Origin of the sequence: Rhodococcus sp. BUPNP1 (assembly GCF_002215235.1) — a bacterium.
Taxonomy (GTDB): domain Bacteria; phylum Actinomycetota; class Actinomycetes; order Mycobacteriales; family Mycobacteriaceae; genus Rhodococcus.
Genome location: NZ_NERM01000017.1, coordinates 1 through 12,347, shown reverse-complemented (window position 1 = coordinate 12,347; position 12,347 = coordinate 1). Strand labels below are relative to the sequence as shown.

Annotated in this window: 13 protein-coding genes; 7 read left to right on the top strand and 6 right to left on the bottom strand. The window is 68.3% G+C overall.

From position 1 onward, the window contains the following. Window positions 1–71 precede the first annotated feature (71 nt). The 4 genes from B9C99_RS17430 to B9C99_RS17415 all read left to right on the top strand — a co-directional run bounded on the left by B9C99_RS17430 (window position 72) and on the right by B9C99_RS17415 (window position 4,974). Entirely contained in the window at window positions 72–1,607 is a 1,536-nt protein-coding gene (locus tag B9C99_RS17430) for a carboxylesterase/lipase family protein (protein ID WP_088898775.1), read from the top strand. Window positions 1,608–1,713: 106 nt separating this feature from the next. Continuing rightward, a complete protein-coding gene (locus B9C99_RS17425; protein WP_088898719.1) occupies window positions 1,714–2,370 on the top strand; it encodes a TetR/AcrR family transcriptional regulator in 657 nt (218 codons plus the stop codon). A 10-nt stretch (window positions 2,371–2,380) separates the two neighbouring features. Then, a complete protein-coding gene (locus tag B9C99_RS17420) occupies window positions 2,381–3,325 on the top strand; it encodes an ABC transporter ATP-binding protein (protein ID WP_088898718.1) in 945 nt (314 codons plus the stop codon). Beyond that, the gene (locus tag B9C99_RS17415; RefSeq protein ID WP_088898717.1) at window positions 3,322–4,974 is read left to right on the top strand and encodes an ABC transporter permease; all 1,653 of its coding nucleotides are present in this window, start codon (window positions 3,322–3,324) and stop codon (window positions 4,972–4,974) included. The genes B9C99_RS17420 and B9C99_RS17415 overlap by 4 nt, the downstream gene beginning before the upstream one ends. Before the next feature lie 4 nt (window positions 4,975–4,978). Here B9C99_RS17415 and B9C99_RS17410 read toward each other — a convergent pair whose 3' ends face one another. From B9C99_RS17410 to B9C99_RS17390, 5 genes are read right to left on the bottom strand one after another with little or no spacing between them, the layout of a single operon-like run. Beyond that, window positions 4,979–5,269, bottom strand: a complete 291-nt coding sequence (locus tag B9C99_RS17410; protein WP_016693758.1) for a GNAT family N-acetyltransferase — start codon at window positions 5,267–5,269, stop codon at window positions 4,979–4,981. Next, window positions 5,266–5,916, bottom strand: a complete 651-nt coding sequence (locus B9C99_RS17405; RefSeq protein WP_088898716.1) for a Type 1 glutamine amidotransferase-like domain-containing protein — start codon at window positions 5,914–5,916, stop codon at window positions 5,266–5,268. The genes B9C99_RS17410 and B9C99_RS17405 overlap by 4 nt, the downstream gene beginning before the upstream one ends. A gap of 4 nt (window positions 5,917–5,920) precedes the next feature. After that, the gene (locus tag B9C99_RS17400; RefSeq protein ID WP_088898715.1) at window positions 5,921–6,775 is read right to left on the bottom strand and encodes a maleylpyruvate isomerase family mycothiol-dependent enzyme; all 855 of its coding nucleotides are present in this window, start codon (window positions 6,773–6,775) and stop codon (window positions 5,921–5,923) included. Continuing rightward, window positions 6,772–7,212, bottom strand: coding sequence for an HIT family protein (locus tag B9C99_RS17395; RefSeq protein ID WP_088898714.1), 441 nt, complete (start codon window positions 7,210–7,212; stop codon window positions 6,772–6,774). The genes B9C99_RS17400 and B9C99_RS17395 overlap by 4 nt, the downstream gene beginning before the upstream one ends. Before the next feature lie 9 nt (window positions 7,213–7,221). Then, window positions 7,222–7,986, bottom strand: a complete 765-nt coding sequence (locus B9C99_RS17390; protein ID WP_088898713.1) for an NAD-dependent deacylase — start codon at window positions 7,984–7,986, stop codon at window positions 7,222–7,224. A gap of 631 nt (window positions 7,987–8,617) precedes the next feature. Between B9C99_RS17390 and B9C99_RS17385 the strand changes: the two genes are divergently transcribed. The 3 genes from B9C99_RS17385 to B9C99_RS17375 are packed head-to-tail and all read left to right on the top strand — an operon-like array spanning window position 8,618 to window position 11,499. Next, window positions 8,618–9,745: a Re/Si-specific NAD(P)(+) transhydrogenase subunit alpha gene (locus B9C99_RS17385; RefSeq protein ID WP_006552915.1), complete on the top strand. Its 1,128-nt coding sequence runs from the start codon at window positions 8,618–8,620 to the stop codon at window positions 9,743–9,745. Then, window positions 9,746–10,075 carry an NAD(P) transhydrogenase subunit alpha gene (locus B9C99_RS17380; protein ID WP_006552916.1) on the top strand — a complete coding sequence of 110 codons (330 nt, stop codon included), beginning with the start codon at window positions 9,746–9,748 and terminating at the stop codon, window positions 10,073–10,075. Next, window positions 10,075–11,499 (top strand): NAD(P)(+) transhydrogenase (Re/Si-specific) subunit beta, encoded by a 1,425-nt coding sequence (locus B9C99_RS17375; protein WP_088898712.1) that lies wholly within the window; start codon window positions 10,075–10,077, stop codon window positions 11,497–11,499. The genes B9C99_RS17380 and B9C99_RS17375 overlap by 1 nt, the downstream gene beginning before the upstream one ends. 85 nt (window positions 11,500–11,584) lie before the next feature. Here the strand turns inward: B9C99_RS17375 and B9C99_RS17370 are convergent, their stop codons facing one another. Beyond that, entirely contained in the window at window positions 11,585–12,274 is a 690-nt protein-coding gene (locus tag B9C99_RS17370; RefSeq protein ID WP_301179095.1) for a dihydrolipoamide acetyltransferase family protein, read from the bottom strand. Window positions 12,275–12,347: the final 73 nt, after the last annotated feature.

The window sequence follows — 12,347 nt, the reverse complement described above, 5'->3', positions numbered from 1 at the left end:
ATCGGATGGGTAGGTCGACGAACGAAGTGATCGGTGCTCGCACGGCAGTACCGGTTCGGGTGGGAGGTCACGTGGAGGACGACACGCTCACCGTTGCCTGCAAGTACGGAGAGGTCCGCGGATATCGCGACGGCGACGTCTACGCCTGGAAGGGCATCCCGTACGCGGCCCCGACCGGTTCTCGGCGGTTCCGGTCGCCATTACCGCCGGAACCGTGGGACGGCGTCCTCGACGGCGCGCGGTTCGGGCCGATCGCTCCGCAGAGTCGACAGAGCCCGATCGGGATCGACCCCGAGATGACGTTGAGCGAGGACTGTCTCTCGCTCAACATCTGGGCGCCGCCGCCCGACGGCCGCCGCCCCGTCATGGTCTGGATCCACGGTGGCGCCTACATACTCGGATACTCCGGTCAGAAGATCTACGACGGCCGAATCCTGTGCGAGAGCGGCGATGTCGTGGTGGTCACGATCAACTACCGGCTCGGCGCGCTCGGTTTCCTCGACCTGTCGTCGTTCTCCACATCCGAGGTCACCTTCGAATCCAATGTCGGTCTCCGGGACCAGATCGCCGCCCTCGAATGGGTGCGCGACTGCATCGCCGACTTCGGTGGCGATCCGGACTGCGTGACGCTCTTCGGTGAATCGTCGGGTGCGGGGTCGATCACCACGCTCATGACGGTTCCGAAGGCCGAGGGTCTCTTCCATCGCGCGATCGCCCAGTCGCCGCCCGCCACCTCGGTGTACGGCAGCGAACGTGCCGCGACGGTCGCGCAGCGCTTCCTCGAGATCCTCGACCTACCGCCGTCCCGGGCCGCCGAACTGCTCACGATGTCGACCGACAGGCTGGTCGAGGCGTCGGAAGTGCTCGTCGCCGAGACCCCGACGAAGGTGCCGGGAACGCTCGCCATGGCCCCGGTCGTAGACCGCGACCTGGTGCCGAAGTATCCGGTCGCGGCCTTCCAGAAGGGGCTGTCGCACCGGATCCCGCTGATCATCGGCTCGAACAAGGACGAGCCGTCGATCTTCCGCTTCATGAAGTCGCCGTTGATGCCCGTGAACGACACGGCCGTGCAGGCGATGTTCGCGGCGCTGGCCGACGACCGGACGGATCTGCCTCCCGAGCGTCTCGCCGAGATCGTCGCGGCGTATCCCGACCTGCCCAAGGCCGCCGGGGCGATGGCACTCTCGCGCGATGCCGGTTTCCGCATGCCGGTGCTGTGGGTCGCCGAAGCACACAGCGCGCATTCGCCGACCTGGGTGTACCGCTTCGACCACGCCACCCCGATGCTCAAGGCCGCGCGGATCGGTGCCGGGCACGCAACCGAATTGCCGTACGTCTTCGGTCATTTCGGCACCCTCGGCCGGGATCCGACCTTCTGGCTCGGTGGTCGCAAGGCCGCCGGTGAGGTCTCCGGGCGTGTGCAGCGGCGCTGGCTCGCGTTCGCGCACCACGGTGTGCCGGCGGCACTGGACGGCTCGAAGCACTGGCCGCAGTACGAGGTGGAGGAACGCTCGACCCTGCTCATCGACTCCACCGACAGAGTCGAGTCGGATCCGGACGGCGAGATGCGCCGGGTCTGGGGCAGCCAGGTCATGGCCTTCACCTGAGCGCACCCGCAAGCACCTGGGGCACATCGACAAGCACCGACGACACGCGTTCGGATGGCACAAACAGTGCGTTGATCGGGTTGAACACGTGTGCAACGCTTGAAACGTGCGTTCAACCGCCGCCGGTGACGACCTCACCACCCGTGCCCGGATCCGCGACGCTGCCATCCGGTGCATCGCCGCGTACGGCGTCGGCGTGCCATTGCGCACCATCGCCGCCGAGTGCGGCGTCAGCGCCTCGCTGATCGTGCACCATTTCGGATCCCGCGCCGGATTGAAGGAACACTGCGACCGGTACGTGCTCGACGGGATCCGGCAGGCGAAGAGTGCCGTCCTCGACCCCCGGCTCGGGTCGGATGCTCTGCACGATCAGATGGAACACATCGAGACCTACGCGACCACGGTCGCATATCTCTTCCGCACCCTCCGAGCCGGCGGTGCCGCCGCCGCCGACTTCCTCGACCGACTCGTCGCCGACACCGAGGCCTATCTCGAGGAGGCGGTGGCCGCCGGAACCGTGCAGCCGAGCCGGTTCCCGTCCGAACGAGCACGCGCCCTCATCTCGTTCAGCGTCGGCGCCGTGCTCATGGACCTTCCCGGTCCCGACGAGTACCTCGATCTCGAGACGTTTCCTGCCAGGCTGCGTTCCTACACCGAACGCCTCATGCTGCCGATGCTCGAGCTCTACACCGAGCCGTTGCTGACGGACTCGACCCTTCTCGACGCCTATCTGGCAGTGCGCGAGGCACCCCCCGACTCCTGACGGAGGAAAGATGGACACCCAGATCATCGAAATCCGCGACGTCGTCAAGACATTCGGAACCACGAGAGCCCTCGACGGGTTCTCGATGACCGTCGAACGCGGTACCGTCGCCGGATTCCTCGGACCGAACGGCGCCGGCAAATCCACGGCGATCCGGGTGCTGCTCGGAATGCTGCGTGCCGATTCCGGCACCGCCCGTGTCCTCGGACTCGACCCGTGGACCGACGCCGTCGCGATCCACCGCCGGCTCGCGTACGTGCCCGGCGACACGAACCTGTGGCCCACCCTCACCGGGGGCGAGATCATCGACGTCCTCACCCGCATCCGCGGGGGAGAGGTCCGCACGCGCCGACGCGCCGAACTCCTCGAGCGGTTCGAACTCGACCCGACGAAGAAGGCCCGCACCTATTCGAAGGGCAACCGGCAGAAGGTCGCACTCGTCGCCGCACTCGCATCGGACGCCGAGCTCTACCTGCTCGACGAACCCACCTCGGGTCTCGACCCGCTCATGGAGGCGGTGTTCACGGACGAGGTGCGAGGGCTCCGTGACCGCGGCGCGACCGTGCTGCTGTCCAGCCACATCCTCGCCGAGGTCGAGAAGCTCTGCGACACGGTGACGATCATCCGTGCAGGACGCGATGTCGAGACCGGCACCCTCGCGCAACTGCGGCACCTGACACGCTCGTCCGTGCGGGCCACCACGAGCGCCCCTGCCGAGCATCTGGCCGGTCTCTCCGGGGTCCACGACCTCTACGCCGACGACGGCCGGCTCGCGTTCGACGTCGACAACACCGCCCTCGCACCGGTCCTGCAGGAACTCGCCGGACTCGGCGTCGAGAACCTCACCATCACGCCCCCGTCGCTCGAAGAGTTGTTCATGCGGCACTACGGCGACACCTTCGACACCGGTGACGGGAACGGTGCCGGTGCCGTGGAGGAGGTGTCCTCACGATGACCACGACGACACCGACAGCAGTACCGACCCCCAGCGGTACCTCCGCGACGTCCGCGGCACCGTTCACCGGGCTCGGCACCCTGCTGCGGCTCTACCTGCGGTTGGACCGCGTGCGCATCACTGTCTGGACCCTCGCGCTCGCCTTCACGGTGTGGTCGACCGTCCTCAGCCTGGCCGCGGTCTATCCCGACGAGGCCTCCCGGCAGGCCCGCGCGGCCCTGCTGGAGAATCCGGCAGCCGTGCTCATGACGGGACCGGCCTACGGGATCGACAACTACACGCTCGGGGCGATGACCGCGAACGAACTGAGCCTGACCGTCTTCGTCGCCACCGCGATCATGAGCATCCTGCTCGTCGTGCGGCACACCCGGGCGCAGGAGGAATCCGGCCGGCTCGAACTCCTGCGGGCCCTCCCCGTCGGGGCCTACGCTCCGCCGGCGGCCGCCCTGATGCTGGTCTCGGTCGCGAACCTCGTCGTAGGCACGGGCATCACCGTCGCGCTCATCGCCGGCGGGCTCGATGTCGTCGGCTCGGTCGCCTTCGGTGTGGCCTCCGCCGTCACCGGGGTGCTCTTCGGTGCGGTCGCCGCGGTGACCGCCCAGTTCGGCGAGCATTCCCGCTCGGCCACGGGCACGGCGCTCGCCGTGCTCGCCGCGGCCTTCTTCGTCCGCGGGGCGGGCGACATCATCGAGGCCACCGGGTCGTGGCTGTCGTGGCTCTCGCCGATCGCCTGGGCCCAGCAGACCCGGCTCTACGTCGACGAGCGGTGGTGGCCGTTGCTGTTGTCCGTCGCCACGACGGTCGTGCTGCTCACCGTCGCCGTTGCACTGTCGCGGCGCCGCGACCTCGGAGCCGGTCTACGGGCACCGAAACCCGGACCCGCCGAAGCAGATTCCGCGTTGCTCGGTCCGGTCGGCCTGATCCGTCGCCTGCTGCGTGGAGCGTTCGTGGGCTGGTTGACGGGACTGGTGCTGTTCGGTGTCGCGATGGGCGCCCTGGCGAGCTCCGTCGAGGACCTCATCGACGAGATGCCGCAGGTGCTGGACATGGTCGGCGTGGACCCCGACGCCCTCACCGCCTCCTTCGCCGGGATGATGTTGATGTTCCTCGCCCTCGGCGCCACCGCCTTCGGTGTGTCCGCCGTGATGCGGATGCGCAGCGAGGAGGACGGCGGACGGTCCGGTCTGGTGATCGTCACCGGAACCGGGCGCAGCGCATGGCTGTTCGCGGCGCTCGCCGTGATCGTCGTCCAGCTGGTCGTGGCGCTGCTCGTCTCCGGTGCTGCGACCGGACTGGGGGTCGCACTCGCGGTGGGCGACTGGGGATGGGTGCCGCGGATGATTGCGGCGTCCCTGGTCTACGTCCCGGCGGCGATCCTCGTGGTCGCCGTGGCGTTCGCGCTGCTGGGCTGCGTGCCGCGCGCGACCGGGCTGGTGTGGGTGCTGGTGGTGTGGACGGTGTTCGTCGCGTGGCTCGGCGAGATGCTCGACCTCCCCGACGAACTCGTCGCACTGTCGCCGTTCTCGCATGTCCCGCTGGTGCCCGCAGAGGGGGTGACGGCGATGCCGCTGATCGTCCAGGCGGTCGCAGCGGTACTGCTCGTCGCAGCGGCGGTCGTCGGATTCCACCGCCGCGACGTGCAGGTGTGACGGATCAGTTGCGGTATTCGGGATGTTCGGAGACGAACTTCTCGACGTACGAGCAGGACGTACCGATCTTCAGTCCCTGCTTCTTGGTCTCGTCGAGGGCGTGCTTCACCACGATCCCGGCGAGACCCTTACCGCGGAACTGCGGGTCGGTGACGGTGTGGTCGAAGTCCCGCAGGTCGCCGTGCTGCGTGTAGTCGGCGTAGGCCGCGAGGGCGTCGCCGAGATAGAGCGCGAAGCGGGCCTTGTCGGCGTCGTGCTCGATCCGGGGTTCGGTGCCGTCGATGTTCTGCGTCATGATTTCACCGTACTCGGAGCGTGCCCCGGAGGAGTGTCGACGACGATCGCGTCGTCGTCGGTCAACGCGACGTGTTCGACGCCGTGTTCGCGCAGATATCGCAGGGTCCGCTGTATCCCGTCGTCGCCCAGCAGCGAGTCGCCGGCGTGCGGCACGATCGCGTGCCCGACCCAGCCGAGTCCGTCCCACACCACCGGGACACCGCAGGTCGCGGCGACCTCGTCGGGGTCGTCGGAGAACTCGATGCCGCGCAGCGACGGTGTCGCGACGCAGGCCCCGGCGCTGTATCCCCCGTACACGAGGCGGTTGCTGTGCACCAGCTCGGTGAGCACGGCGTCGCCTCCGCTGCGCGCCAATTGCGCTCGCAGGACGAAGGTGTTGCCGCCGCGTACCCACACGGAGGTGAAGCCCGACAGACGCTGCCGCAGCGAGTCGGGATCGTCGAGGTGATCGCGCAGATCCACCTCCTCCGGCTCGAAGCCGAGCGACCGCAGCGGGCCCATCTCGCTCGTGACCGCCGCCGCGCGGGCCGAGGCCGGCCACGCGTCGGCAGCGTTCGCGATCACCGCGATCCGGCCCGGCACCCCCAGACGGACGAAGGCGTCCGGGTCGGTGCCGAACCGGTAGGAGGACAGGAACAGCCGCACGACGTCAGATCGTGAACGCGAGGTTGTCGACGATGCGGCGTCCGACCTCGGTGTCGTCGCCGAGGGAGATCTCGTCGATCCGGTCCTCGGCGCGCACGCGTCCACCGGCGAGCCGGACGAACAATCCGGAGTCCATCGCGATCGTCGACGTAGCCGGTTCGGACAGGGCCGCGACCTCGGTGGCCCGTCCGTGCACCTCGACGTGGACGGTGCGCGCGAGGGGACCGGAGAGCTCGATCGTGATGCGTGCTCCCTCGGGGGCCTTGCCGCGCTTGCCCACGATGAACGGAACCGCGCCGAAGACCTCCGCCGATCCGAGTTCGGCACGTGGGCCGCCCTCGCTGCCCGTCCTGCCGAGCGCGTCGCAGATGTCGAGTTCGTGGAGCCAGCAGTCGAACACGCGGATCCGCATGAAGCGCCCGTAGGGCGCCGGCCCGACGGGAGTGTTCGACTGCTTCCCGAAGTCCTCCTGGGTCATCGCGCCGAGTTGCTCCGTGCGCAGGGCGACGATCTCCCGGTAGCGCTCGAGCACGTCCGCGCCGGGGACGGGACGCAGCGACTCCACCCACAGCTCGTTGAAGGCCGCGATGTCGTTGCGCACGTGGTCGAACGAGCGCACGTCGCGTTCTACGCGCGGAGTCTCGATGCCCGCGAGCATCGACTCGGTGCCGATGAGATGCGCAGTGATGTCCTTGATGGTCCATCCCGGCAGGCAGGTGGCGGTGGTCCACTCGTCCTCGGTCAGTCCCGAGAGCAGGTCGTCGAGCACGGCGAACTGCTCGAGCAGCAGCGGCCGGATCGTGTCGATCGGGAACTCGGCAGCGGAGGTGTCGGAGGTGGTGTCGGGCTGCGATGTCACTGGTGCTCCTCGGCGGTGAGACGTTCGAGACCGGCGCGGATGAGTGCCGCAGTGGTCTCGGGGTCGTGGGGTCGACGGCGGACCAGACCGATACCCATCCGGACACGATCGCCGTCCCAGCGGGGAAGGACGTGCAGATGCGTGTGGAAGACGGTCTGGAACGCTGCCCGTCCGTCGTTCAGGACGAGATTGGTTCCGTCGGTGGCGAGTTCGGAACGGGCCATCGCCCGGGCGATCCGTTGTCCGGCGCGGAAGACGGCCGCACCCGACGCCGGATCGAGGTCCTCGAGGCGTGCGGCGTGCATGCGCGGGATCACGAGGGTGTGTCCGCGCGCGATCGGCCGGATGTCGAGGAAGGCCACGACCTCGTCGTCCTCGTACACCCGTGTCGCCGGACCGCTGCCGTCGGCTATGGCGCAGAACACACAGGAACTCACCGGGTCACCTTAACGCGGTGTGTCGGTCCCGATCCTCAGCGCGTCGACGAGGGCGGGAAGACCCACGGCGGCTGTGGTGCGCCAGGCGTGGTCCACCTGATCGCTCAGATCGGTCTCGCGCGGATCGATCTGCACCACCGGCACGCCGTGACTGCGCGCGAGCGACGGCAGGCCGGCCGCCGGGTAGACGACACCCGAGGTGCCGACGACCAGCAGCAGATCCGCCTCGCGCAGGGATTCGGTCGCGGTCTCCCACGGTTCCTGCGGCAACATCTCGCCGAACCACACGACGCCCGGCCGCCCGTCGCCTCCGCATGCGGGGCACGACGGCGGAGCGAGACGGGCGACGGGATCCTCCGGCGGGTCGGGGAGGTCGACGGCACGCTTGCACCGGCTGCACCGCGGGGCGAACAGACTCCCGTGCAGATGGGTGACCTCGGTGCTTCCGGCCCGCTCGTGGAGGTCGTCGACGTTCTGCGTCACGATCTGCACGTGGGCCGCCCGTGCCCAGTCGGCGAGGGCCCGGTGTCCGGCATTGGGTTGCACCCGCCGGACGAGCGCGACCCGCCACTGGTACCAGGCCCAGACCGTCGCGGGATCGTCCGCCCACGCCTCCGGTGTGGCGAGCGCGGTGGCGTCGAAGTTCTCCCACAGTCCGGTCTGCGCGTCGCGGAAGGTGGGGACACCGCTCTCGGCGGACATCCCGGCGCCGGTGAGGACGGCGACGCGCCGGGCCGAGCGGGCGAGGTCGAGGACGGGTTCCGGCACGTTCATGAGGCCAGGTTAGGTGCTCGGGTCAGGAGGGACCCGGGGTCGGGTGCTCCCTGCCGCATCGCGGGCACGGCTCCTCCTCGGACGTGATCATCGCCCCGCAGTCGGGGCAGAGGAGATGGAGCCAGCAGACCGGGTCGCCGCCGAGGTCCTCGGTGCTGTCGTTCGCGGGGTCCTTCCGAGGTTCGTGTGTCACGGACGCCCCTCTACGCCGACTGCCGGACGAGCGCAAAGGTCGGGTCCGGCGACCGGTCATCTGAATCGATTCCGACGTGTTCTGAATCGGTACACACCGTCGTTCGGTACACGCGGAACGAATCCGTTTGCACACCGCCTTCTTTCGCATCGGAGGCCGTTCCCCGGGCCGTTTCCGGGACCGATTCCGATCGTCCTACACGGTCTTGCTCACCGGAGGAAGATGGCATTTGTGAGGTGAGCTGCCTCACAAACTTGCGCCATCTTGCTGTTCGGACTCGATTCAGATGATCCGACCAGGTTGCGAGGTCACGGGAGGGCACGGTAGGTCTGCTTAAGCCTTTCAGTGCATGACAGGCCGTCACATGGCCTTCGATAACGCATCTTTCGCCGCCGATCGCGGCACGACGCGCACTTTCATCGACGCAGGAGTCAAGAATTGAGTACCGAAGGATCGAACACGGGGAGCGGAGCGCACCGCCGTCCGACCGTCGGCGTGGTTCGTGAGACGAACGACGGGGAACGGCGGGTCGCGCTCGTACCGAAGATCGTGCCCTCCTTGATCGGCAAGGGGCTCGACGTCGTCGTCGAGTCCGGTGCCGGCCAGGGCGCGCTCATTCCGGATGCGGCCTACAAGGAGGCCGGCGCAACCGTCGGCGACGCCTGGTCCGCCGACATCGTCGTCAAGGTCGCTCCGCCGAGCGACGCCGAGATCGCCCACCTGAAGTCCGGCCAGCGACTGATCGGCTTCCTCGCCCCGCGCAACGCCGACAACCAGATCGGTGCCCTGACGCAGGCCGGAGTCGAGGCGTACGCCGTCGAGGCCATTCCGCGTATCTCCCGCGCGCAGGTCATGGATGCCCTGTCGTCGCAGGCGAACGTCGCCGGATACAAGGCCGTGCTGGTCGCGGCGAGCGAATCCACCCGCTTCTTCCCGATGCTCACCACCGCCGCCGGCACCGTGAAGCCGGCGACCGTGCTGGTGCTCGGTGTGGGCGTCGCGGGTCTGCAGGCGCTGGCCACGGCGAAGCGTCTCGGTGGCCGCACCACCGGTTACGACGTGCGTCCCGAGGTCGCCGACCAGGTCCGGTCGGTCGGTGCCCAGTGGCTCGACCTCGGCATCGACGCCGCGGGTGAGGGCGGCTACGCACGCGAGCTCACCGAGGCCGAGCGGGCCCAGCAGCAGCAGGCGCTCGAAGACGCCATCAAGGGCTTCGACGTCGTCATCACCACCGCGCTCGTGCCGGGCCGCCCGGCGCCGCGCCTGGTGACCGCCGCCGCCGTCGAGGGGATGAAGCCGGGTTCGGTGATCGTCGACCTCGCCGGCGAGACCGGTGGCAACTGCGAACTCACCGAGCCCGGGCAGACCGTCGTCAAGCACGACGTCACCATCTGCTCGCCGCTCAACCTGCCCGCGACGATGCCGGAGCATGCCTCCGAGCTCTACTCGAAGAACGTGTACGCGCTGATCGAGCTCCTGCTCGACGAGTCCGGTGCCCTGGCCCCGGACTTCTCGGACGAGATCCTCGAAGCCGCCTGCGTGACGCGTTCGAAGGAGAACTCCTAGATGTACAACGAACTACTCGCGAACATCGCGATTCTGGTCCTGGCCGGATTCGTCGGTTTCGCCGTCATCTCCAAGGTGCCGAACACGCTGCACACGCCGCTGATGTCGGGCACCAACGCGATCCACGGCATCGTCGTGCTCGGCGCTCTCGTCGTGCTCGGTCATCTCCCCGGTGATGCCCACTGGGGCATCAAGATCATCCTGTTCGTCGCTCTGGTCTTCGGCACCCTGAACGTCGTCGGTGGCTTCGTCGTCACCGACCGCATGCTCGGGATGTTCAAGCAGCGCAAGGACTCCCCGGCTGCACAGAAGAAGGGGGCTGACGCCTGATGGGCTACCTCGTCTCGGTCCTGTACATCATCGCGTTCGCGATGTTCATCTACGGTCTGTCGGGTCTGACGGGCCCGAAGACCGCAGTCCGCGGCAACTACATCGCCGCCGTCGGTATGGTCATCGCGGTCGTCGCGGTGCTCATCGACATCCGTGAGACGGAGAACTGGGGTCTGATCATCGGCGGCCTGGCCGTCGGCATCATCCTCGGCGTCCCGCCGGCACTGAAGACCAAGATGACGGCCATGCCGCAGCTGGTCGCACTGTTCAACGGCGTCGGTGGTGGCACCGTCGCACTCATCGCGTGGGCAGAATATCTCGAGTCCATCAGCTTCACGACGCTGGACGACGACCCGACCGTGGTCATGATCGTCGGTTCGCTGTTCGCCGCGATCATCGGCTCGATCTCGTTCTGGGGTTCGCTCGTCGCCTTCGCGAAGCTGCAGGAACTGCTGAACAAGAACCTCGAGAAGAAGCTCGTCGCGTCGGCGAAGCTGTTCCAGCTGGCCAACATCGTGCTCGTCCTCGCGTCGATCGCCATCGCCGTCTACATCGGCATCAGCGCCGACGGTGAGCCGCTGGCCTCGTGGTGGATCCTGGCGCTGCTCGTCGCCGCCGGCCTGATGGGTCTGTTCGTCGTGCTGCCGATCGGTGGCGCCGACATGCCCGTCGTCATCTCGTTGCTCAACGCCCTGACGGGTCTGTCGGCCGCGGCCGCCGGTCTTGCGCTGAACAACCAGGCCATGATCGTCGCGGGCATGATCGTCGGTGCTTCGGGCACCATCCTGACCAACCTCATGGCCAAGGCCATGAACCGGTCGATCCCCGCGATCGTCTTCGGCGCCTTCGGTGGCGGCGAGGCGGCCGGCGGTGTGGCGTCGGCGTCGGGTGGCACGGTCAAGGCCACCTCGGCCTCGGACGCCGCCATCCAGATGGCGTACGCCAACCAGGTCATCGTCGTCCCCGGTTACGGTCTGGCCGTCGCCCAGGCGCAGCACGCCGTCAAGGAGATGGCCGCGCTGCTCGAGGACCGCGGTGTCGAGGTCAAGTACGCGATCCACCCGGTCGCCGGTCGTATGCCCGGCCACATGAACGTCCTGCTTGCCGAGGCCGACGTCGAGTACGACGCGATGAAGGAGATGGACGACATCAACGGCGAGTTCAACCGCACCGATGTCACCATCGTCATCGGCGCGAACGACGTCACCAACCCGGCTGCCCGCCTGGACTCGTCGAGCCCGATCTACGGCATGCCGATCCTCAACGTCGACCAGTCGAAGTCGGTCATCGTGCTCAAGCGCTCGATGAGCTCCGGTTACGCCGGTATCGACAACCCGCTGTTCACCGCCGACAACACGTCGATGCTGTTCGGTGACGCGAAGAAGATGGTCTCGGAGGTCACCGAGGAACTGAAGGCCCTGTAGGCCTTCCGGACCTGTCGCTGCTCCGTCACGGCGCCCACGCGGATCACCGCGTGGGCGCCGTCGGCGTCGGGGCGGCCGCGCTCACCTATTTGTCGGCGAGGAGCATGGGCACGGGATCGCCCAGGAACGCACCGATCGTCGCGAGTGCCCGTCCTGCCTGCTCCCCATCGACGAGCCGATGGTCGAACGACAGCGACAGCGTGACCACCTTCCGGATCGCGAGAGCACCGTCCACGACCCACGGGCGGTCGGAGATCGCGCCGACGGCGAGGATCGCCGACTCGCCGGGATTGAGGATCGGTGTTCCCCCGTCCACGCCGAACACTCCGACGTTCGTCACCGAGACCGTCGAACCCGTCAGCTCGGACGGCGTGGAGCGGCCCGTCCGCGCACGGTCGGCGACCTCGGCGATCGACCGGGCCAGGTGCGGCAACGACAGGCGCTGGGCCTCCCGGACCACGGGAACCTTCAGGCCGTCCGAGGTCGCGGTGGCGATCCCGAGATGCACGTCGTGGTGGAGCACGATCTCACCCGTGTCGTCGTCCCAGTGCGCGTTGAGCGACGGTTCGTCGGCGATCGCGTGCACCAGCGCGCGGGAGACGATGCTCAGCGCCGTCGGACGGACACCCTCGAAGGCCGGCGACGCGCGCAGGGTCGACACCAGATCGACGGTGGCGGTCGCGTCGCACGTGAGGAAGACACTGGCGTGCGGGGCGGTGAAGGCGCTGTGGGAGACGGCCTCGGCGGTCCGCTTGCGCACCCCTCCGACGGGTATACGCGTGATCCGCTCGGGGGACGGCTCAGGGGCTGTCTCTTATACACATCTGACGCTGCCGACGAAGGCGTAG